Source organism: Mycobacterium sp. DL440 (assembly GCF_011745145.1).
Classification (GTDB): domain Bacteria; phylum Actinomycetota; class Actinomycetes; order Mycobacteriales; family Mycobacteriaceae; genus Mycobacterium.
This window is the reverse complement of the sequence record NZ_CP050191.1, coordinates 4,341,879-4,363,258: the sequence shown is the minus strand read 5'-3', so window position 1 is coordinate 4,363,258 and position 21,380 is coordinate 4,341,879. Positions and strand designations below refer to the sequence as shown.

Annotated in this window: 25 protein-coding genes; 11 read left to right on the top strand and 14 right to left on the bottom strand. The window is 66.9% G+C overall.

All coding sequences use genetic code 11. The annotated features are described in order from the left end of the window. Positions 1-13: 13 nt before the first annotated feature. Entirely contained in the window at positions 14-1,186 is a 1,173-nt protein-coding gene (locus HBE63_RS21350; RefSeq protein ID WP_166910033.1) for an MCE family protein, read from the bottom strand. A gap of 51 nt (positions 1,187-1,237) precedes the next feature. On the opposite strand from HBE63_RS21350, the gene HBE63_RS21345 reads away from it, so the two are divergent. Then, the gene (locus HBE63_RS21345) at positions 1,238-1,633 is read left to right on the top strand and encodes a sterol carrier family protein (RefSeq protein ID WP_166906531.1); all 396 of its coding nucleotides are present in this window, start codon (positions 1,238-1,240) and stop codon (positions 1,631-1,633) included. 1 nt (position 1,634) lies between these two features. On the opposite strand, the gene HBE63_RS21340 is transcribed toward HBE63_RS21345, so the two are convergent. Next, positions 1,635-2,897: a DoxX family protein gene (locus HBE63_RS21340; RefSeq protein WP_166906530.1), complete on the bottom strand. Its 1,263-nt coding sequence runs from the start codon at positions 2,895-2,897 to the stop codon at positions 1,635-1,637. 301 nt (positions 2,898-3,198) lie between these two features. On the opposite strand from HBE63_RS21340, the gene purF reads away from it, so the two are divergent. Both purF and purM read left to right on the top strand, forming a co-directional pair. Continuing rightward, complete coding sequence (purF, locus tag HBE63_RS21335) at positions 3,199-4,740, top strand: amidophosphoribosyltransferase (protein ID WP_166906529.1); 1,542 nt, start codon at positions 3,199-3,201, stop codon at positions 4,738-4,740. Positions 4,741-4,841: 101 nt separating this feature from the next. Continuing rightward, positions 4,842-5,933, top strand: coding sequence for a phosphoribosylformylglycinamidine cyclo-ligase (purM, locus tag HBE63_RS21330; RefSeq protein ID WP_166906528.1), 1,092 nt, complete (start codon positions 4,842-4,844; stop codon positions 5,931-5,933). Between the two features lie 82 nt (positions 5,934-6,015). Here the strand turns inward: purM and HBE63_RS21325 are convergent, their stop codons facing one another. Then, positions 6,016-6,189 carry a DUF3073 domain-containing protein gene (locus HBE63_RS21325; RefSeq protein WP_082449106.1) on the bottom strand — a complete coding sequence of 58 codons (174 nt, stop codon included), beginning with the start codon at positions 6,187-6,189 and terminating at the stop codon, positions 6,016-6,018. Positions 6,190-6,452: 263 nt separating this feature from the next. Continuing rightward, positions 6,453-7,547, bottom strand: a complete 1,095-nt coding sequence (locus tag HBE63_RS21320; protein WP_166906527.1) for a folate-binding protein YgfZ — start codon at positions 7,545-7,547, stop codon at positions 6,453-6,455. Positions 7,548-7,613: 66 nt separating this feature from the next. Here HBE63_RS21320 and HBE63_RS21315 point away from each other — a divergent pair, with 66 nt between their 5' ends. Further along, positions 7,614-8,492, top strand: a complete 879-nt coding sequence (locus HBE63_RS21315) for an aminodeoxychorismate lyase (RefSeq protein ID WP_166906526.1) — start codon at positions 7,614-7,616, stop codon at positions 8,490-8,492. 310 nt (positions 8,493-8,802) lie between these two features. On the opposite strand, the gene HBE63_RS21310 is transcribed toward HBE63_RS21315, so the two are convergent. The 8 genes from HBE63_RS21310 to lmeA form a co-directional block, all read right to left on the bottom strand. Further along, on the bottom strand, positions 8,803-9,051 hold the full coding sequence (locus HBE63_RS21310; RefSeq protein WP_166906525.1) for a hypothetical protein: 249 nt from the start codon (positions 9,049-9,051) through the stop codon (positions 8,803-8,805). After that, positions 9,051-9,734: an FABP family protein gene (locus HBE63_RS21305; protein ID WP_166906524.1), complete on the bottom strand. Its 684-nt coding sequence runs from the start codon at positions 9,732-9,734 to the stop codon at positions 9,051-9,053. The genes HBE63_RS21310 and HBE63_RS21305 overlap by 1 nt, the downstream gene beginning before the upstream one ends. Before the next feature lie 283 nt (positions 9,735-10,017). Continuing rightward, complete coding sequence (locus HBE63_RS21300; protein ID WP_029110402.1) at positions 10,018-10,320, bottom strand: DUF1416 domain-containing protein; 303 nt, start codon at positions 10,318-10,320, stop codon at positions 10,018-10,020. 1 nt (position 10,321) lies between these two features. Next, positions 10,322-11,158, bottom strand: coding sequence for a sulfurtransferase (locus tag HBE63_RS21295; protein WP_166906523.1), 837 nt, complete (start codon positions 11,156-11,158; stop codon positions 10,322-10,324). Positions 11,159-11,205: 47 nt separating this feature from the next. Continuing rightward, positions 11,206-11,685, bottom strand: a complete 480-nt coding sequence (locus HBE63_RS21290) for a DUF4395 domain-containing protein (protein ID WP_166906522.1) — start codon at positions 11,683-11,685, stop codon at positions 11,206-11,208. Positions 11,686-11,776: 91 nt separating this feature from the next. Continuing rightward, on the bottom strand, positions 11,777-11,848 hold the full coding sequence (locus HBE63_RS31960) for a putative leader peptide (protein WP_371815049.1): 72 nt from the start codon (positions 11,846-11,848) through the stop codon (positions 11,777-11,779). Between the two features lie 50 nt (positions 11,849-11,898). Further along, positions 11,899-12,321 carry a thioredoxin family protein gene (locus HBE63_RS21285; RefSeq protein WP_166906521.1) on the bottom strand — a complete coding sequence of 141 codons (423 nt, stop codon included), beginning with the start codon at positions 12,319-12,321 and terminating at the stop codon, positions 11,899-11,901. Next, positions 12,321-13,133: a mannan chain length control protein LmeA gene (gene lmeA, locus HBE63_RS21280; RefSeq protein WP_166906520.1), complete on the bottom strand. Its 813-nt coding sequence runs from the start codon at positions 13,131-13,133 to the stop codon at positions 12,321-12,323. Before lmeA ends, HBE63_RS21285 begins: the two co-directional genes overlap by 1 nt. 164 nt (positions 13,134-13,297) lie before the next feature. Between lmeA and HBE63_RS21275 the strand changes: the two genes are divergently transcribed. The 6 genes from HBE63_RS21275 (at position 13,298) to pstB (ending at position 19,026) form a co-directional block, all read left to right on the top strand. Continuing rightward, positions 13,298-14,095, top strand: a complete 798-nt coding sequence (locus HBE63_RS21275) for a response regulator transcription factor (RefSeq protein ID WP_166906519.1) — start codon at positions 13,298-13,300, stop codon at positions 14,093-14,095. Further along, a complete protein-coding gene (mshD, locus tag HBE63_RS21270) occupies positions 14,092-14,970 on the top strand; it encodes a mycothiol synthase (protein WP_166906518.1) in 879 nt (292 codons plus the stop codon). The genes HBE63_RS21275 and mshD overlap by 4 nt, the downstream gene beginning before the upstream one ends. A gap of 121 nt (positions 14,971-15,091) precedes the next feature. Next, the gene (gene pstS, locus HBE63_RS21265; protein WP_166906517.1) at positions 15,092-16,219 is read left to right on the top strand and encodes a phosphate ABC transporter substrate-binding protein PstS; all 1,128 of its coding nucleotides are present in this window, start codon (positions 15,092-15,094) and stop codon (positions 16,217-16,219) included. Positions 16,220-16,273: 54 nt separating this feature from the next. After that, on the top strand, positions 16,274-17,326 hold the full coding sequence (pstC, locus tag HBE63_RS21260) for a phosphate ABC transporter permease subunit PstC (RefSeq protein WP_166906516.1): 1,053 nt from the start codon (positions 16,274-16,276) through the stop codon (positions 17,324-17,326). Continuing rightward, entirely contained in the window at positions 17,326-18,240 is a 915-nt protein-coding gene (gene pstA, locus HBE63_RS21255; protein WP_166906515.1) for a phosphate ABC transporter permease PstA, read from the top strand. Before pstC ends, pstA begins: the two co-directional genes overlap by 1 nt. A gap of 9 nt (positions 18,241-18,249) precedes the next feature. Beyond that, positions 18,250-19,026: a phosphate ABC transporter ATP-binding protein PstB gene (gene pstB, locus HBE63_RS21250; protein WP_003884662.1), complete on the top strand. Its 777-nt coding sequence runs from the start codon at positions 18,250-18,252 to the stop codon at positions 19,024-19,026. 99 nt (positions 19,027-19,125) lie between these two features. Here the strand turns inward: pstB and HBE63_RS21245 are convergent, their stop codons facing one another. Next, positions 19,126-20,100, bottom strand: a complete 975-nt coding sequence (locus HBE63_RS21245) for a zinc-binding alcohol dehydrogenase family protein (RefSeq protein ID WP_166906514.1) — start codon at positions 20,098-20,100, stop codon at positions 19,126-19,128. Between the two features lie 88 nt (positions 20,101-20,188). On the opposite strand from HBE63_RS21245, the gene HBE63_RS21240 reads away from it, so the two are divergent. Continuing rightward, the gene (locus HBE63_RS21240; RefSeq protein ID WP_166906513.1) at positions 20,189-20,707 is read left to right on the top strand and encodes a MarR family winged helix-turn-helix transcriptional regulator; all 519 of its coding nucleotides are present in this window, start codon (positions 20,189-20,191) and stop codon (positions 20,705-20,707) included. Between the two features lie 3 nt (positions 20,708-20,710). On the opposite strand, the gene phoU is transcribed toward HBE63_RS21240, so the two are convergent. After that, on the bottom strand, positions 20,711-21,376 hold the full coding sequence (phoU, locus tag HBE63_RS21235; RefSeq protein WP_166906512.1) for a phosphate signaling complex protein PhoU: 666 nt from the start codon (positions 21,374-21,376) through the stop codon (positions 20,711-20,713). Positions 21,377-21,380 lie beyond the last annotated feature (4 nt).

The following is a 21,380-nucleotide window of genomic DNA, read 5'->3' as shown; positions in this document are numbered from 1 at the left end:
GATCGTAGAGCGGTCACGGATTGATCGTGGGCTCACCGATCTGCCGCCCCCAGACGTAGTCGACGAAGATCGGCGAGCCCAGCTCGACGTGGTTGTACGGCGCGATCGACAGCCCGGTGTCCATCACCAGATACGGCGCAGGCCACAGGTCGGCGGTGATCGGCTTCCAGCAGCCGGGCTTACCCTCGGGCCCGCCCTTGGCGTTCACCCGGGGCAGGTTGTCCGGGTACACGTAGGTGTTGCCCACACCGATGCTCGACAAGGTCCCCGTGCTTTCGAAGGAATATCCGTTGTCGCCGCCGAACGTCGCATAGAAGGCGGGCGCGACGTCGTGGTAGTTGCGGATAGTGCAGAACAACTGCCCCTGGTACTTGTCGAACAGCGTCGACGTCGGGATCAGATCCTGCGCCCCGCGCTGCAGATACGGGCCACCGCGCTCGAGGATGTCGGAACCGGTTCCGGCGAAACCGATCGCCGCGACCAGCGCGGCGTCGAGGTGACCGCGTTGGGAGTTGAACGTGGCGGCGCTGCTCACGGCGTTGGCGAGGCCGTCGAACAGGTCAGGTCCGGCCGCCGCATAGCGTTCGCCGAGATCGGCCAGCGCGGCGATGTCGTGGCGCAGCGCAGGCATGCGCGGGTTCACATCGTCGAGGATGGTGTTGCCGTCGGCCAGCGACTGTCCGAAAGCACTGCCCAGCCCGGACAACGCCTGGGCGGTGGCGGACAGGGTTTGGTTCAGCTTGATCGGGTCGACCTGTTCGGTGATCGCGGTGATCGTCTCGAACAACGTGTTGAACTCGGTGGTGACTGCCGTGACGTCGAGCGGGGTGGAACTCGAAACCCGTTGTGGGCTCGGATGTTCCGGTGATGTGAAGGCCACGTACTTGTTGCCGAACACGGTGGTTGCCTGGATCGAGGTCTGCACGTTGGCCGGCAGCAGGTCCAGGTACTTCGGGTTGATGTCGAGACGTACCAGAGCCCGGACCGGATCAGAGTCGGCGCTCACCGCGCCCACCCGGCCGATCGGAACCCCGTTGAAGGTCACCTTCGAACCCGGATCGAGGACCAGGCCTGCGCGTGAGGCCAGCAGCATCAGCGGAGCCTTGGGTTCGAAAGTGCCCCGGAACTGCGCCACGATCAACCCCAGGATCAGCGCAATGATCGCCAGAAACACTGCACCGGCCATGCGGTACGGCGGATTTCGGTGATCGGCAAACACTTTGCGAGACTCTATGGCATGGCCCCGCGAGGCAGTGTTGATCCGCAAAAGACCAGGGCGGCGGTCGCCGTCGTGGCCGACTGGTTGCGCGCACCCAGCCATCCGAAACCCGCCCGCACCGAACTTGCCGAGGCGGTCCGGCTGACCGCGCGCACCCTGGCGGCGATGGCCCCGGGTGCCAGCGTCGAGGTGCGGGTGCCCCCCTTCGTCGCGGTGCAGTGCATCGCCGGGCCGCGGCACACCCGCGGCAATCCGCCCAACGTGGTGGAAACCGACCCGCGGACCTGGCTGCTGCTGGCCACCGGACTGCTCGATCTCGACGCAGCCGGTTCCGCGGTGCAGATGTCGGGATCGCGGGCCGGTGAACTGGCGCGGTGGTTGCCGCTGGTGCCGTTGGCGGACCGACCTCACTGATTCACCTGAAGTACGGGTACTCCTGCACCCAGTGGAAGCCCCGGTTACGCAAAGTGAACTGGTGGAGATCCATCCGGTCCAGCCGGATCATGACGCTCCGGCCGGACAACTCACCGGTGAGCTGCAATTCCTGCGGTGACGGTCGCGATGCGGTCAGGTTGGCCAGAGGTGAGCCGTCCGGTCCCGACACCGTCAGCCGATCCCCGTCGACCTCGACCGGGGCATCCACCAATTCGCCGTTCATCTGCTGATAGGTCAGCACCTCGGGCAAATCGAAAACGACTCGCTGCCAACGGTATTGATCGGTGGTCAGCGGGGGTGCCGTCCTGCCGTCGACATCGAACCGGCTCACCGTCCAGATCCCGTACAACTCGGGTTTGGCGCGGCCACCGCCGTACTCGCTCCAGCTCTGCCAGCCGGTCAGCAGACAGCCGACCACCATCCAGATGCCGAGTACGGCCTGGAACCGCGTCGCGATGCTGTTGGCCCGGGCACCGGCGAACAGTTCGGGTTGCACGGCTGGTTCGGTGTTGCGCTGCAGCACCAGGAAGTCGGCCAGCCGCCGGCCTTGCGGGGCCAGCAGGATCAGACCCATCAACAGCAGATGTCCGGACAGAATCTTCACCGGCACGTCGAAGGTCATGTTCAGCAGGAACACCTGCACCATGCTGGCCACCCCGAGCAACGCGCCCAGCGTCGCGGTCCGCGGCAGGAACAACAGCAGCCCGGCGAGAACCTCGACCGCACCCAGCGTCATCTCGTACGGATAGGAGCTACCGACCTGCAGCCACAGCACCGAGGCCGGGCTGAAGTCGCCGTACGGGCGCAGCAGAGCCGCCAGCGGCGGAGCCGGCATCTGTGTCGGGATCAGCTTGGCGAATCCGTAGAACAGCATCTGACCGGCCACACACAGCCGCACAAACGTCAGGAACCAGGCCCACAGCCTCGAGTAGTCCTGCCGCTGCCGGTCCACCCACGACCACACCGCAGTGCCGACGACCGAAAACGCGAGCAGGCAGAAGGTCATCACCCAGATCGCGGCCTGGTCCCCGCTGCCCGAGTCCTGATGCAGCGCCGCCTCGACGCCGAAGACATGGCTGCCGACCCAGCGCAGCACCGGGTCCAGCACAGTCATCTGCCACATCACCGCCTGCTCCGGCAGCCAGCGGCTGACAACCCCCAGGAAGGTAAAGGTGATCTGCGCGAACAACAGACAGAACAGGCCGAAGTACAGGAAGCAGAACCGGAATGCGATCTTCGTCACCTCCGGCCACGTTTGCCGCCCAGTCGCCGCGTCGGAATCGAGGGGTTCGGTTGTCGGTTTCTCCGAGAGGTGGCGCGTCACGAAAACCATCCTTGCCGTTGGCATGTGGTGGGTCGATGGGGTTATCCCGACGGATTCGGGTGTGGCCGGCCACACCACCGGGCAGCGGCGCGGGAATCGCGATCATGCCGTCCGCTGTTGTAAATGCCGGAGCCAGAGCGGCCATTCGATTCTTTCCTTGGCCCACCTGGACCGTAGACTCGGTTATGTCACCAACCGCCGCCCCGGGAGCAGCCCTATCGTGACTGGTCAGCAACTCGACGAGAACGAACCGCGCGAAGAGTGCGGTGTATTCGGGGTCTGGGCCCCGGGCGAAGACGTCGCCAAGCTCACCTACTACGGCCTGTACGCGTTGCAGCACCGTGGCCAGGAAGCCGCGGGCATCGCAGTTTCCGACGGTTCGCAGATCCTGGTGTTCAAAGATCTCGGTCTGGTCAGCCAGGTGTTCGACGAGCAGACTCTGGCCGCGATGCCGGGCCATGTCGCCGTCGGGCACTGCCGTTACTCCACCACCGGGTCCACCACGTGGGAGAACGCCCAGCCGGTGTTCCGCAATACCGCCGTCGGCACCGGCGTCGCACTCGGCCACAACGGCAACCTGGTCAACACCGCCGAACTGGCCGCCCGGGCCCGCGAAGCCGGGCTGATCGACACGAGATCGTCGACGGCCACCATCGCCGCCACAACGGACTCCGACATCCTGGGCGCACTGCTGGCCCACGGCGCCGCCGACGCAACCCTGGAGCAGGCCGCGCTGGATTTGCTGCCCACCGTGCGGGGCGCCTTCTGCCTGACCTTCATGGATGAGAACACCCTCTACGCCGCGCGTGACCCGCACGGGGTGCGTCCACTGGCGTTGGGCCGGCTCGACCGCGGCTGGGTGGTCGCCTCCGAGACCGCCGCGCTCGACATCGTCGGCGCCTCGTTCGTCCGCGATATCGAACCCGGTGAGCTGCTGGCCATCGACGCCGACGGGGTGCGCTCCACCCGGTTCGCCAACCCCGAACCCAAGGGTTGCGTCTTCGAGTACGTCTACCTGGCCCGCCCGGACAGCGTGATCGGTGGCCGCTCTGTGCATGCCACGCGCGTGGACATCGGCCGTCGGCTTGCCCGCGAGCACCCGATCGACGCGGACCTGGTGATCGGCGTCCCCGAGTCGGGAACGCCGGCCGCTGTTGGTTACGCGCAGGAATCCGGGATCCCGTTCGGCCAGGGCCTGATGAAGAACGCCTACGTGGGCCGCACGTTCATCCAGCCCTCGCAGACCATTCGGCAGCTGGGCATCCGGCTCAAGCTCAACCCGCTGCGGGAAGTGATCCGCGGCAAACGGCTGATCGTCGTCGACGATTCGATCGTGCGCGGCAACACCCAGCGCGCACTGGTCAGGATGCTGCGCGAGGCCGGAGCGCTGGAGGTCCACGTCCGGATCGCCTCGCCGCCGGTGCGCTGGCCCTGCTTCTACGGCATCGACTTCGCCACCCCGGCCGAGTTGATCGCCAACGCCGCACCCGCCGAGCACCAGGGCGAGATGCTGGAGGCGGTACGGCACGCCATCGGAGCCGACAGCCTGGGCTACATCTCCCAGCAGGGCATGATCGCGGCCACCGAACAACCCCCGACCCGGCTGTGTTCGGCCTGCTTCGACGGGAACTACCCGATCGAGCTGCCCGGCGAGACCGCGCTGGGCAAGAACGTCGTCGAGCAGATGCTGGCCACCGCGGCGCGCACCGGTATCCCGCTGCAGCCCGACAACGACAACGCATCGGCGCTCAGGCGTCCTTGACGGCTCAGCCGTCGTGGCGTCCTTGACGGCTCAGCCTTGAAGAGGCCTTAACGCCTCCTGCGCTATACCCGTGCAATGGCGGGGCGGTAGCCTTGCTTGCGATGACTAAGGGCGCCGAACAGCACGGCATCGCCGAACACAGCAGCATTTCCTACGCTTCGGCCGGAGTGGACATCGAAGCCGGTGACCGCGCCGTCGAACTCTTCAAACCTCTCGCCGCGAAGGCGACCCGTCCGGAGGTCAGGGGTGGCCTGGGCGGCTTTGCCGGGTTGTTCGCCCTGCGGGGCGGGTACCGCGAGCCGGTGCTGGCCGCCTCGACCGACGGCGTGGGCACCAAGCTCGCCGTGGCACAGGCCATGGACAAGCACGACACCGTCGGGCTGGACCTGGTCGCCATGGTGGTCGACGACCTCGTAGTGTGCGGTGCCGAACCGCTGTTCCTGCAGGACTACATCGCTGTCGGCCGCACCGTTCCGGAGCGGGTCAGCGCGATCGTGTCCGGTATCGCCGAGGGTTGCGTCCAGGCGGGCTGCGCCCTGCTGGGCGGCGAGACGGCCGAACACCCCGGACTGATGGAACCCGACCACTATGACATCTCCGCGACCGGCGTCGGCATCGTCGAAGCGGACAACGTGCTCGGTCCCGACCGGGTCCGACCCGGCGACGTGATCATCGCCATGGCATCCAGCGGACTGCATTCCAACGGCTACTCGCTGGCCCGCAAGGTGCTGCTGGAGATCGACCGGATGAACCTGGCCGGCCACGTCGAGGAATTCGGCCGCACGCTCGGCGAGGAGCTGCTGGAGCCGACCCGCATCTACGCCAAGGACTGCCTGGCGCTGGCCGCCGAGACACAGGTCCGCACGTTCTGCCACGTCACCGGTGGCGGATTGGCGGGCAACCTGGAGCGCGTCGTGCCCCACGGACTGACCGCAGAACTGGATCGCGGCACGTGGACACCGGCACCCGTGTTCCAGATGATCGCCCAGCGCGGCCGCGTCGAGCGTGCCGAGATGGAGAAGACGCTCAACATGGGTATCGGGATGGTCGCGGTCGTCGCCCCTGAGGACACCGACCGTGCACTGGCAATCCTGACCGCACGTCACCTGAACTGCTGGACGCTGGGAACCGTGAAGAAGGGCGGCAAGGACAGTGTGCGCGCCCAGCTGGTTGGACAGCATCCGCGGTTTTAGGTGATTAGACAGGTCGCGCTGATAAGCAACGTACGCAGTCAGCGCGACCTGGATCTAAGTTCTAAAACGGAGTGGCGACGGCTCAGCGCCGCCAGTCATCCTCGCCCGACCAGTCTTCGGCGTCGTCATTGGCGTCACCGGAATCGGGAGATCCCGACAGCTCACGTTGGAGCTGACTGAAGTCGGTATTCGGCGAGCTGTACTTCAGGTCACGTGCAACCTTGGTCTGCTTTGCCTTAGCCCGGCCGCGGCCCATGGGGGACCCCCTCGCGCAATAACGGAGCGGCCCAATAGCTAGGCGGCTCCGATCTGTGTGTCTTTATTGTCCTGCCGACACTTTACCGTGCCCGCCCGCGAAGTGCTGTCAGGCCCTGCCTCACGGTGAGCGGAGGGGGCCCGGCTGCCCTGCGTCGTCGCACAGCTTCACGACCGTCACCAGGAACGCAGAATTCGCGAAGAGACGGACGTCACGTCGTCGTTGACCGGGTGAGCTTACGTGCTGATGCGCAGTTTCACGGGCTAACGGCGCCGGAGCCGCTCGACTGCAGCCCGGCCGGCTCCGGCGGTGGCATCGGCGCCGGGCATGGAATCCGGGTCGATCACGGCCGGCGCCTGCGCCTCGGCCCCGGCGACCAGCTCGGTATCGACCGGCAATGCCCGCTTGAGCAGGGCCAACGCGATCGGTCCGTCGTCGGCATGCTCGACGACGGTGCCGATGCGGCCGACATTGCGCCCGCCCGCGGTCACCGTGTCGCCGGTCACTGGTCGGTCAGCGGAGCCATCGAGTTGCAGGATCACCAGCATCCGGGGTGGTTTGCCGAGGTTGTGCACCCGCGCGACGGTCTCCTGGCCGCGGTAGCAGCCCTTGTCCAGGTGCACCGCACCGGAACCGGGGCCGCCGATCCAACCGACCTCGTGCGGGATGGTCCGCTCATCGGTGTCCACCCCCAGCCGCGGCCTTCCGGCCGCCACCCGGTGCGCCTCATAGGCCCACACCCCGGCCGGCCGGACCCCGGCGTCGGTGAGCCGCCGGGTGTATTCGGCGACTGACGCACGCGGCACCACCAGGTCGAGTTCGAATCCGGGGGCAGGCAGCCGGCGCAGGAAGCCGCCGCCGGGCAGCGCCGCCGCCGTCGACTCCTGTGGCAGTTCCTCGCAACCCAGGGCCGTGATGACCTGCTCATCGGCCAGCCCCGGCCCCAGTAGTGACAACACCGCCATATCGGCCGGCTCGATCTGCACGTCGGCCCAGAACACCATCTTGCGTAGGTAGGCCAGCAGCGGCTCGCCCCGCCACGGTTCGGTGTCCACGTAGGTGGTGCCGCCGAGGTCGGTCTGGATCCAGTGATCTTCGACACGGCCTTGCAGGTCCAGGCTCAGATTCTCGGTGACCGCACCGTCCGGCAACGCGCTGACGTGCTGACTGGAGATGCTGTGCAGCCACGTCTGACGGTCCTTGCCGGCCAGGGTGAGGACTGCCCGGTGTGACCGGTCCACCACGACCGCGGCGTCTGCTGCGGCGCGCTGTTCCCCGAGCGGATCACCGTAATGCCAAATGGCGCCCGCGTCTGGACCTGCCTCGGGCGCCGGAACCGCTGACGGTAGTGCAGTCATAGGCCAACTGTACGTTTGTCGCTCTTCCTCCAAGCTGCTCGCGGGCGCAAACTACGCTGGGGCCCCATGGCGAGCCCACCAGCCGTGCTGGTCACCCTTGACGGGCAGATCCACGACCCCAACGCCCCGCTGCTGCACGCCGACGACCTGGCCGCGGTACGCGGCGACGGGGTCTTCGAGACGCTGCTGGTGCGCGACGGCAGCCCCTGCCTGCTGGAGGCGCATCTGGCCCGGCTGGCCCAATCCGCCAAGATGCTGGATCTGCCCGAGCCGGACCTGGACGCCTGGCGAGCGGCGATAGCTCTGGGGACCGAGTGCTGGATCGCCGACAACGACGGCGACGGCGTGCTGCGCCTGGTGTACAGCCGGGGCCGCGAGAGCGGCGGCCCGGCGACCGCATTCACCACCATCGGCGCACTGGCCGACCGGGTGGCCGGCGTGCGACGCGACGGGTTGGCGGCGATCACCCTGGACCGCGGGTTGCCGCTGGGGGCCGGCGACATGCCGTGGCTGGCAGCGGGTGCCAAGACCCTGTCCTACGCGGTGAACATGGCCGCGCTGCGGCACGCCGAACGTCACGGCGCCGGCGACGTGATCTTCGTGAGCTCCGACGGCTATCTGCTGGAAGGCCCGCGCTCCACCGTGGTGATCGCGAGCGAAGGCCCCGACGGCCAGCCACTGCTGCTCACACCGCCGCCCTGGTACCCGATCCTGCGCGGCACCACTCAGCAGGCCCTGTTCGAGGTGGCCCGCAACAAAGGCTACGACTGCGACTTCCGCGCGCTCAAACCGGCGGATCTGTTTACCGCGCAAGGGGTTTGGCTGGTTTCCAGTATCACCCTCGCAGCTCGCGTGCACACATTGGACGGGCAGCGACTGCCCGATGCGCCGCTCGCCGCCGACATCTCCGGCCTGGTGGACGCGGCGATCGTCTGCGATCGCTGAGCTGCAGTTAAATCGCTTGTCGGGCTGGTCAGACGGGGGTACCTTCGTGGACACACAGGGAAGGAGGTGGTCCGTCAAGTGAATGACTTATGGACATGTGAGGTGGCTGCCCGCTAGCAGCGCCGGGGTATTGCCTGCGCGCGCTGGCGAATTCCCCGCAGCCACCCGGCCCCCGAGCCCCTCGGTCAGTCCAACCAGGTACCAAGGCTCGGGGGCCGCCCCATGTCTGGGGCAGGCCGAACCTGGTGCGTCCAACGGGCCTTCGCGACCCCAGGACGGTGCGGCGCCGCGGCGAGAACTAAGGCGAGAACTAACTCGGGCCCGGCGCCAGCGTCGAACATGCCTTGATGGCCTGCTGCCAGGTCTGCTCGTCGACCCCCGACGGTGGCCCGGCGACCGGGCCCGGCGCCGAGGGCACACCGTGCTCGGACAGGCAGTGTGCATAGGTCCCGTGCTCGGGCGGCGGCGAAGTCGGAGCCGGTTGCGGCCCTTCCGACGAACACGCACCGAGGAATGCTGCTGCGGCAAGCAGACCTGCCGCGATGATGGGCCGGCGCATCAGCCGACAAACCGTGACAGCCGGGCCGACAGATGCGGTACCAGACCGCCGTCAGCGTCCACACGTTCCTCCACGTAGCCCAGGTCGCCGCCTTCGACGATGCCGTAGAGCCGTTTGGCGCCGCCCACCAGCAGCCCGGACTTACTGCGGGCCAGCGCATCGGTGACCAGCTCCCAGGAAGCCTGTGTGAGGGGCTTGCCGTAGAAAAGTTCGACATAGCCGGCCGAATGGGCCAGCAGCAGTTCGATGGCCTGTGACTCGTCGCGGCCGGTCGGATCGTCGGGATCGGTCACGAATCGCCAGAACCCGGTTTCGCGGAGGCCCGGTGAGTCGTATTCACCCGATTCGCTCAACCGCCACGACCGAGAGTCCCAGTTCAGGTAGTCGCCACCGTCATGGGAGACGACGATCTGCTGACCGAACCGGTAGTCGCCGTGGGTGTCGCGGCCTTCGCCTTCACCGCGCCAGACGCCGACCAATGGCAGCAGCGCCAGCAGCGCGTCGTTGAGACCGACGCGGTCGCGCAGATTCGCGGTATCGGCAGGCATCGGCAGATCGTCGAAGACCGGAATGTTGCGGGCGGCCGTGACCTTGGCCCGTTCGGCGGCTGCCGCTACGGCGCGGTCACCGGACCCCGGCTGCGTGGCCGGGGCGTCGGGTGGAATGTCTCGGTCGGAGGTCACGACTCGTCGGTGACGAGGCGGTACAGCGCGTACAACGCGAACCACGTGATAACCACGACGGCCGCGACGAGCATTATCTCGAAGAAGAGCACCACGGGAGAGAGTCTAGTTCCTAGTCGAGGGTGTCGGCGCCCCGGGTCGGGACGCCCTATACCAGCCGAACGCGGGCCTGTGTGCGGGAAACGTGCGAATCCTCGTACACAAGCCCACGTTCGAGCGGTTGGGTGTTAAGCGGTGCCGATGGCCTAGCTCCTCATCGGCTCGTGCCTCGCCTTGATCGTCGCTAGGCGACCTTGACGTCGACCTCGTGGATGCCGGCGCCGGACGGGGCCACGCTGGCATCGCCGTTGCCCGCGGGGGACAGGGCGCGCAGCGTCCAGGTGCCCGGAGCGGCGAAGAACCGGAAATCGCCGGTTGCCGAGGCCACAACCTCAGCGGTGAACTCGTCGCTTGAGTCCAGCAGGCGCACGAAGGCGCCGCCGACCGCCTGGCCGGAGCCGTCCACCACGCGACCGGTGATGACGGTTTCCTTCTCCAGGTCGACGCCGGCCGGCAACGTCAGTCCTTGCTTCGGTGCAGAGCACATATCAACTTCCCAACTCGATCGGGGCGCCCACCAGGGAGCCGTATTCCGTCCAACTGCCGTCGTAGTTCTTGACGTTCTGGTGTCCCAGCAGCTCCTGCAGCACGAACCAGGTGTGCGAGGAACGCTCACCGATCCGGCAGTAGGCGATGGTCTCCTTCTCGCCGTCGAGACCCGCCGCCGCATAGAGCTTGGCCAGGTCCTCGTCGGACTTGAAGGTGCCGTCCTCGTTGGCTGCCTTGCTCCACGGAACGTTGATGGCGCTGGGGATATGCCCGGGCCGCTGGCTCTGCTCCTGCGGCAGGTGCGCCGGCGCCAGGATCTTGCCGGAGAACTCGTCAGGCGAACGCACGTCGACCAGGTTCTTCGTACCGATCGCGTCGATGACCTCGTCGCGGTACGCCCGGATGTTGTTGTCGAGGGGCTGGGCGGCGTAGGAGGTGGCGGGGCGGCTGACGGCGTCCTTGACCAGCGGACGTGCGTCGAGCTCCCAGCGCTTGCGGCCACCGTCGAGCAGCTTGACGTCGGCGTGGCCGTACAGCTTGAAGTACCAGTAGGCATAGGCGGCGAACCAGTTGTTGTTGCCGCCGTACAGGACCACCGTGTCGTCGTTGCCGATGCCCTTGTCGGACAACAGCTTCGAGAACTGCTGCTGGTCGACGAAGTCACGCTTGACGGCGTCCTGCAGATCGTCTTTCCAGTCGAGTTTCACGGCGCCGGGGATGTGCCCCTCGTCGTCGTAAGCGCTGGTGTTCTCGTCGACCTCGACGAACACCACGCCGGCGGTGTCGAGGTTGCTCCCGGCCCATTCGGTCGAGACCAGGACGTCGGAACGTGCCATGTACGAATTCCTTTCGGTTGCTTGCTATTTGATATGTCGGGCGGATGTCATGCGGGACTGGGGGCGCGGCGCAACCGGGCCACCAGCGGGTAGATCTGGCAACCCAGGCAGATGCCGAAGGCGGCGTTGAGGAAGGCCGCCACCAACGCGAACGCGGTGGCGGTCAGGCCGAGCGCGGTGATGCCGAAGGCGAACCCTGCGGTACCCACGACGGCGAACACGAAGCCGACCAGTTGGGCGAACTTCAGCGGCGGCACCGGCTCACGTTCGGCAACGGGCGCCAGGCGCGGTGCGATGAAGGTGGCGAACAACCGGCCGTACGGATGCTTGCGCGGGCCGCCGACCGCGCCGATCGCGAACACCACCGCCTGGGCGCCCAAAAGCGCCGCGGCCGCGAGCTCATTGACCCCGGCGACCAGCAGCGTGCCGATCAGTACCGCGGTGGTGACCCAGGCCGCGAACCGCGGCCCCCGCACGTCCACCTGGGCAGGCTGAACGCCAGCGATAGGGGTTGATGTCGATGGCATGTGAACAAACTCCTGGTGTTGTCGAAGGTCCGGTTGTGTGCAGGCTCAGGGCACAAGGCCCGAGCGGGCGCGCAAAAGCGCGCGGCTGCGCTCAACAGCAGCAACAACAACAGCAGCAACCCGCGACGCGGCACAGATCTACTGCGCGGCGCTTGGTGAGCACAAGCTCAAGGCGGGCTGACACGACCGACAGCTTACCCAATAACCGCCGCGTCAAGCCAACAGTGGTTCCAGCGCGGAGCGCAGGTCAGCGGCCTTGGGGACCCCGCTGGTGCGGTATCGGGGCCGTCCATCACTGTCGAAGATGATGGTGGTGGGGAGCGACAGCACCGAAAGCCGCCTGGCGGCTTCGGGATTGGCGTCCATGTCGATTTCGACGTGAGCAACCTCGGGTAGCTCGGCACAGACCTGGTCGACAACACGCCGCACCCCGGCGCAGGGCCCGCACCATTCGGCCGTGAAGTGCAGCACCGTCGGGCCGGTGTGGGACAGCCCGAGGTCACTGGTGTCGATGCTGGCAGCCTCGTCACCCGCCCTGATCAGGCCGGAGCGCAGCGTGATCAGGCGACCGATCACGTAGGCCACCCCGAGCGCGGCGATCAGCACCACGATCGCCAGCACCATCGAAGAGCTCATTACTGTCTGAACCCCGCCAGGTCGATGGTTACTCCCGAGGCGATCCCCTCGATGATCACGTCGGAGCCACGCGCACCCGCCGTGGTCGGGGCGATCCCGAACGGCAGTTTCTGCCCGGTGATGGTGTGGCTGAACTCGGCCAGCACCGCTGCGGTCTTCTCGTCGGGTACCGGCTCGTCAGCGGTTCCAGGGCCGGTCAGGATCCCGGTCGCGGTCAGGACCAGGGTAGTGTCGTCCCGGTCGGCGAAGGACAGGTCGACCGCGACGCTGACCCGCTTGTCCAACCCGGAGCCCTTGGGGGTTCCGGTGAACACCAGCCCCTGACTGCTGGAGATGCCGGACTCGGTGGTGCCCCCGGTGGCGTCGTTGGTTTCCCGCGAGGGAGCCTCCACCAACAGGTCGTCGATGCCCATGAACCTGCCGATGTGGGTGGAGTCGATGATGATGCGGCTCTCGGCCTTCGTGACGGGCAGTTTCGCGTCGGGCGGGATCAGCCACGACGAATCGATGGTGTCGATGCCGTGCAGGGTGGCCTCCAGCGAGACCCTGCCGACCACCGGGTGATCGACGCCGGCGGCACGGATCTCGATCTCCTTGTAGCGATGGTTGCGGACCTGGGTGAGGAAGGGGAAACCCAGGATCGCGACCCACGGGTCCCAGTTCAGGCCGGCGGCAGTGCGGACGTTGCGGGCCAGTCGGTACTCGGCATAGATCGCGGAGCCGAAATCGGCCCCGACAACCCCGACGATGAGCGCGGTCACGGTCGCGGTGAGCCCGATCAGCAGTTTGCGCACCGCCACATTGTCGCCCACGGCAATCTGATGGAAGCGTTCGGCGCGGCTGATCAGCAGGTGAGGCGTTATCGTTAACACGCAAAAGGCCGGTAACGGCTACATGTCAGTCATGAATCCGACCGTGTGGACATCGGGGTCCGGGCGATCGTTGGAAGTGATTGCCGGCGCGCCGGAGGACCCCCTTGGATCTACTGCTACTGACCGTCGACCCGCATCCAGAGTCGGTGCTGCCCTCCCTGGCCCTGCTGGCGCACACTGTGCGCACCGCACCGACCGAGGTGTCCTCGCTGCTGGAGGCAGGCAGCGCCGACGTGGCGATCGTCGACGCCCGTACCGATCTCGCGGCCGCCCGCGGCCTGTGCCGGCTACTGGGAACGACGGGCACTTCAGTCCCGGTCGTCGCGGTGATCAACGAGGGCGGGTTGGTGGCGGTCAACCACGAATGGGGCCTGGACGAGATCCTGCTCCCCGGCACCGGCCCGGCCGAGATCGATGCCCGCCTGCGGCTACTGGTCGGCAGGCGTGCCGGCGGCGCCAACCAGGAGAACGTCGGCAAGATCACCCTCGGTGAACTCGCGATCGACGAGGGCACCTACACCGCGCGCCTGCGGGGGCGTCCCCTCGATCTCACCTACAAGGAATTCGAGCTGCTCAAATACCTCGCGCAGCACGCCGGGCGGGTCTTCACCCGTGCGCAGTTGCTGCAGGAGGTATGGGGCTACGACTTCTTCGGCGGTACCCGCACAGTCGACGTGCACGTCCGCCGTCTACGCGCCAAGCTCGGCCCCGAGTACGAATCGCTGATCGGCACCGTCCGCAACGTCGGATACAAGGCGGTACGCCCGTCACGCGGCCGCACGCCCGCCGCCGAGGCGAGCGGCGCCGGCGAAGCCCCGCAGGACGACCACGGCGACGACGACTACGACCCGGCAACCGACGACGTGGACGAGCCGTTGGCCGAGCGGTTGCCCAGCCAGTGACCGAACTCGACTGGCGTACCGAGCTGTCAGAAGCCGAACAGGCCGGGATCCGTGCCCTCATCGCCGCAGCCACCGCGGCTGACGGCGTGGCCCCGGTCGGCGATCAGGTCCTGCGCGAGCTCGGCCATGACCGAACCCGCCACCTGTTGGCGACCGAGGGGGCAGATCTCGTCGGGTACCTGAACCTGGCCCCGGCCGGCGACGAGGACCCGGCGATGGCCGAACTGGTGGTGCATCCGGACACCCGACGGCGCGGTATCGGTGCGGCGCTGGCCCGTGCGGGGCTCGCCGAGGGCGCGGCAGGCACGCGCATCTGGGCCCACGGCAACCTCGAGGCGGCCCGCGCCCTGGCAGCCGAGCTGGACCTCAAGATGGTCCGCGAACTGCTGCAGATGCGTCGTCCGCTGACCGACCTGCCGCCACTGCGCACGTCCGAGGGCGTGCGGATCGGTACCTACGCGGGGCCACAGGACGACGCCGAGATCCTGCGGGTCAACAACGCCGCCTTCGCCTGGCATCCGGAACAGGGCGGCTGGACCGAACAGGAAATTGTCGAACGGCGGAACGAGCCGTGGTTCGACCCGGACGGCCTCTTCGAGGCTTTCGACGAACACACCGGCCAACTGCTGGGCTTCCACTGGACGAAGGTCCATGACGGCAACCTCGGCGAGGTCTACATCGTCGGCGTCGACCCCGCTGCGCAGGGGAGAGGCCTGGGCTCGGTACTCACCCTGCTCGGTCTGCACCACCTCGCCGCGCGGTCCCTGTCGACGGTGCTACTTTACGTCGAGGCAGATAACTCGGCGGCCGTGGCGACCTACCGAAACTTGGGTTTCGAGGTGTTCGGTGTCGACGTGGCGTACGCCGCCGGTTAACCCGTTTAGCTGTGAGCACGCTGAACCTATTCACTGCTGATTCACCTGCCGTCCGCGAGCCGTCCACTGCGGCCGAATACGTTGCCGGAGAGTTCGAAGCCGTCAACTGAAAGTGGGACAAGTGAAGCTCATCAGCATTGGCAAGCCGTTCGGTGTTGCGCTTTCCGCGACGGCGATCGCGGCGCTCACGCTGACCGCGTGCGGTAGCGACAACAACGCTGCCGGCACCACCTCGTCGGCCGCGGGCAGCAGCTCGGCCGCATCAGCGGAGTGCGGCGGCAAGAACTCGCTGACGGGCGAGGGCTCGACGGCGCAGCAGAACGCCATTGCTGAGTTCAACAAGGTGTGGGGCCAGGTCTGCTCCGGCAAGAACCTGTCCTACAACCCGACCGGATCGGGCGCGGGCGTGGATCAGTTCATCGCCAAGCAGGTCGACTTCGCCGGCTCCGACTCGGCGCTCAATGACGATCAGGTCAAGAAGGCCGCCGAGCGCTGCGGTGGCAATGAGGCCTGGAACCTGCCACTGGTGTTCGGCCCCGTCGCGCTGGCCTACAACGTCGAAGGCGTCGACAAGCTCGTGGTCAACCCGGACGTGCTCGCCAAGATCTTCCAGGGCCAGATCAAGAAGTGGAACGACCCGGCGGTGGCCGCCCTCAACGCCGGCGCCACCCTGCCGGACATCGACATCAAGCCGATTTACCGGTCGGATTCCTCGGGCACCACCGACAACTTCCAGAAGTACCTGGCCGCGGCCGCTCCGCAGACCTGGACCAAGGGTGCAGGCAAGGAGTTCCAGGGCGGTGCCGGTGAGGGTGCGCAGAAGTCCTCCGGCGTCGTGCAGGCCGTGCAGGCCACCCCCGGCTCGATCGGCTACGTCGAGAAGAGCCCGGCCACCGCTGCCGGACTGCCCTACGCCCAGATCGACAGTGGCGCCGGCGCGGTGGCGCTGGACGACCAGTCGACCACCAAGGCCGTCGGCGCCGCCACGTTCAAGGGTGAGGGCAAGGACCTCGTCCTCGACCTGAACGCGCTGTACGCCTCGAAGGAAGCCGGCGTCTATCCGCTGGTGCTGGCCACCTATGAGATCGTTTGCTCCAAGGGCTACGACGCCGACACCGCCGCGGCCGTCAAGTCCTTCCTGACGGTGGCCGCCAACGAGGGCCAGGCCAGCCTGTCGCAGGCCGGATACATCGCGCTCCCCGATGAGTTCAAGCAGCGCCTGCTGACCTCGGTCGAGGCCATCGCTTAGTAGCCGGACTGGCTTTAGAGGACGGATTTGGGCGAGGATGGATTTACCGACCGCATGACGACCAGGGGCCCCGACGGGACAATAGTGACAACGCCGAATCCAGCTGATTCGGGGTCGGGGGAGACGCTCGCGTCCCCCCACCCCGAGCCGGCGCCTATCTCCACCAATCCGTCCAAGGGAGCCAAGGTCCGCCTCGGTGACCGAATCTTCCGTTCGCTCGCCGAGGGTTCGGGCATCCTGATCGTCGCGCTGATCGCGGCGATCGGGGTGTTCCTGCTCTGGCGCGCGATCCCGGCACTGGCCCGTAACGAGGAGAACTTCTTCCTCTACGGCGGCAACTGGATCACCACCGACACCTCCGCGATGCACTTCGGCATCTTCGATCTGCTGCAGGTGACGGTGTTCGTCTCCCTGTTCGCCCTGGTGCTGGCGATGCCGGTGGCGCTGGGCATCGCGATCTACCTCACCCAGTACTCGTCGCGGCGACTCGCGGGCCCGCTGGCCTATCTGGTGGATCTGCTGGCCGCCGTGCCGTCGATCGTCTACGGCGTCTGGGGTCTGTACGTACTGGCGCCGGCGATCAAACCCTTTGCAGTGTGGCTCAATTCGAACTTGAGCTGGCTGTTCCTGTTCCAGACCGGCAATGCCTCGGTGGCCGGTGGCGGCACCATCTTCACTGCGGGCATCGTGCTGGCGGTGATGATCCTGCCCATCATCACCGCGGTGACCCGCGAGGTGTTCACCCAGACCCCGCGGGGCCAGATCGAGGCCGCGCTGGCGCTCGGCGCCACCCGCTGGGAAGTGGTGCGCACGACGGTGCTGCCTTTCGGGTTGTCCGGCTACGTCAGCGGCGCGATGCTCGGTCTGGGGCGCGCGCTCGGTGAGACCATCGCCCTGCTGATCATCCTGCGCGGCACCCAGACCGCGTTCGGTTGGTCGCTGTTCGACGGCGGTTACACCTTCGCGAGCAAGATCGCCGCCACCGCAAGCGAATTCAACGATCAGTACAAGGCGGGCGCCTACATTGCCGCCGGCCTGGTGTTGTTCGTCCTGACCTTCGTGGTGAACTCGCTGGCCCGCGCTGCGGTGTCCGGAAAGGGGCGCTGATGACCTCCACCCTCGAGCGGCCGGTCAAGGCGCCTGCATTCCAGGGCGTGAGTCTGCGCCGCAAGCTGACCAACCACCTTGCCACGGTTCTGGTGACCCTGTCATTGCTGGTCGCCCTGGTGCCCCTGGTCTGGGTGCTGTACTCGGTGATCGTCCGGGGCTGGGCCGCATTGAGCTCAGCCACGTGGTTCACCAATTCCCAGGCCGGGATGACGACGTTCATCGCCGGTGGCGGTGCCTACCACGCGATCGTCGGCACCGTGCTACAGGGCATCGTGTGTTCGCTGATCTCCATTCCGATCGGCGTGATGGTGGGCGTCTATCTGGTCGAGTACGGCGGTGGTACCCGGCTGGGCAAGGTCACCACCTTCATGGTGGACATCCTCACCGGTGTGCCCTCGATCGTCGCCGCGCTGTTCATCTACGCGTTGTGGGTGGCCACGCTCGGATTCGGCCGGTCGGGGTTCGCGGTGTCACTGTCGTTGGTGCTGTTGATGATTCCGGTGATCGTCCGGGCCACCGAGGAGATGCTGCGCATCGTCCCGATGGATCTGCGCGAGGCGAGTTATGCGCTGGGTGTGCCGAAGTGGAAGACCATCGTCCGAATCGTGATCCCGACGGCCGTGTCGGGCATCGTCACCGGAATCATGCTGTCACTGGCCCGCGTGATGGGCGAGACCGCGCCGCTGCTGATCCTTGTCGGCTACGCCCAGGCGATGAACTTCGACATGTTCGGCGGGTTCATGGGATCGCTGCCGGGCATGATGTACGACCAGATCTCGGCGGGGGCAGGCGCCAACCCGGTGCCCACCGACCGGCTGTGGGGCGCGGCGTTGACGCTGATCCTGCTGATCGCCCTGCTCAATGTCGGCGCTCGCGCGGTCGCCAAACTCTTTTCCCCCAAGAAGGTGTAGGAGCTATCCATGGCCAAGCGGCTGGATCTCAAGGACGTCAACATCTACTACGGCGCGTTCCATGCCGTTTCAGAGGTTTCGCTGTCGGTGCAGCCGCGCAGCGTGATGGCTTTCATCGGCCCGTCGGGTTGCGGTAAATCGACGGTGCTGCGGACGCTGAACCGCATGCACGAGGTGATCCCTGGGGCCCGTGTCGAGGGCTCCGTGCTGCTTGACGGTGAGGACATCTACGGCGCCGGCGTGGACCCGGTGGGTGTGCGCAAGACCATCGGCATGGTGTTCCAGCGTCCGAACCCGTTCCCCACCATGTCGATTCGCGACAATGTGGTGGCCGGGCTGAAGCTGCAGGGCGTGCGCAACAAGAAGACCCTGGACGAGGTGGCGGAGCGCTCGCTGCGCGGCGCCAACCTGTGGAACGAGGTCAAGGATCGGCTGGACAAGCCCGGTGGTGGCTTGTCGGGCGGTCAGCAGCAGCGGCTGTGCATCGCCCGCGCCATCGCAGTGCAGCCCGATGTGCTGCTGATGGATGAGCCCTGCTCGGCGCTCGACCCGATCTCGACGCTGGCAATCGAAGATCTGATCTCCACGCTCAAGCAGGATTTCACGATCGTCATCGTCACGCACAACATGCAGCAGGCCGCCCGGGTGAGCGATCAGACCGCGTTCTTCAATCTGGAGGCCACCGGTAAGCCCGGCAAGCTGATCGAGATTGACGACACCGAGAAGATCTTCTCCAACCCCACTCAGAAGGCGACCGAGGATTACATCTCCGGTCGCTTCGGCTGAGTTTCTCCCGCATTTTCTCCGCGAGCAGACGTGTACGTACCCCAATTCGGGGGTTCCCGGGTACCTACGCGTCTGCTCGTGCAAGGGGGCGCGACTCGGTCAGGGCGTGAGCACGACGCGTGTCCCCGAGGGTTCAGCACCGGCCCAGGCCTCGGCGACGTCCGCCAATGGCCTTGCCTGGGTGCGTAATTCGAGCTGTCCGTCGGCGACCATCTGAAACAACTTCGGCAATGCCGCGGTGCGCGCCTGCGTCAGCACCTCGGGCGGGACACTGCCGATGCCGACGCCGCACAGGGTGATCCCGGTACCGCGCAGCACCCCGGCATCCAGGGGCAGCGTCGGCCCCGTCATCGACCCTATCTGCACGAACCGGGTCGGATGGTAGTGCGCGGCCGGATGGCTGGCCGCCAGCACGGTGAGCACCTGGGCGGCGGGCTCGCCCCACAGGTAATCGAGTACCGCGTCGAACGGTCGCCGGGCATGCATTTCGGCGACTTGGGCGCCCAGGTCCTGCTCTCCGAGGGAGATGGTGTCGTGCGCGCCGGCCGACTGTAGCCACGCCAGCCGTTCGGTGTTGCGACCGGCGGCCACCACCTTTTCGGCACCGAACATTGCGGTGGCCAATTGCACTGCCATCGAACCGGTTACGCCGGTGGCCCCCAGCACCAGCACGTGATCGCCGGGCTTGACCGCTGCGGCGTACGACAGGGCGGTCCAGGCCGAGACGCCTGGGTTGGGCAGGGCGGCGGCGGTCACTGAGTCGACGTGGGCGGGGATCTCGACGCCTGCGCGGGAGTCGACGAGTGCGCGCTGCGCCATCATTCCCGAGTATCCGAGGGCTCCGGTGTAAATGCGTCGGCCGTCGGCGAGACGGGCGACGCCGTCGACCCCGGGAATGGCCGGCAGCGCAATCTCCTTGCTGGCGTAGTGTTTTCCCGACACCAGTCCCCGGGTGATGTTGGTGAGGGCCGATGCTTCGACGACGGCCACCTCGGCTCCGTCGCGCGACTGGGGCTCGGGTACGTCGGTGTAGACGGGATGCCTGCCCCATTCGGTGACCAGTGCGGCCTTCATGGCGACTCCTTCGAGGGTCTGTTTCCAGAGATATGGTTTCTGCGGAAACAATCTACTGAGCACTGCCGCGGATGGCAAGATGGTTTCTGTGAAAACCAAACTCGAGCTGATCGACGCCATCACCGGACTCATGGCCACGGTGGGCGATCGGCTCGGGAATGACGGGGAGGGCGACGCGGAACGCGACTTCATGGCCGCCGAATGCCCACAGCGGTTGCAGGCCGCCGTGCGGGGGCTGCCGACGTCGGCGATGCACCTGCTGGCGGAGATCGGCGACGGTCCGGTCAGCGTGGTCGGGCTGGCGGCACGGACCGGCCGGCTCAAGGGCACGGTGTCCAAGCACGTACAGCGGCTGGTCGAGGCCGGGCTCGCGGTTCGTACGCCGGTACCCGGCAACCGCAAGGAGATCGAACTCGGCCTGACCGCCGACGGCGAACTCGTCGTCGAATTGCACCGGCAACTGCACGAGGAGATGAACCGCGGGGCCCGCGAATTCCTGCTGCGCTACAGCGGCGCGGACCTGCAGGTGCTGGTGAAGATCCTGGGGGACCTGGCCGGCGCACACAAGGACGGGGTCCGTCTCGTGCCGCCGGACAGCCGGTCCTGAGCCCTACTTCGAGGGAACCGATTCGTCGTCCGGGTAGGAACCGGTGACCTGGAAGATGACCCGCCGGGCCACCTCGACGGCGTGGTCGGCGAAGCGCTCGTAGAAGCGGCTCAACAACGTCACGTCGACGGCAGCGGTCACACCGTGCTTCCACTCCCGGTCCATCAGCACAGAGAACAGGTGGCGATGCAGGTCATCCATCGCATCGTCTTCCTCCTGGATCCGGGCAGCCTTCTCCGGATCCTGGGTGAGCAGCACCTCACGGGCGGCGTGCCCCAGCTCGACGGCGACCCGGCCCATCTCGGCGAAGTACCCGTTCACTTCCTCGGGCAGCACATGCTGGGGGTGGCGGCGGCGCGCGATCTTCGCCACATGCAGCGCCAGCGCGCCCATCCGGTCCACGTCGGCGACGATCTGAATCGACCCCACCACCGATCGCAGATCACCGGCCACAGGCGCCTGCAGCGCCAGCAACACGAACGCAGACTCCTCGGCTTGGGTGCTCAGCGTGCTCATTTGATCGTGATCGCTGATGACCTGTTCAGCGAGAGCCAGATCGGCCTGCAGCAGCGCCTGGGTGGCGCGCTCCATTGCGGTACCCGCCAACTCGCACATCGCACCGAGTTGGTCCGTGAGTGAATGCAACTTCTCGTGGTATTGGGTACGCATCCTG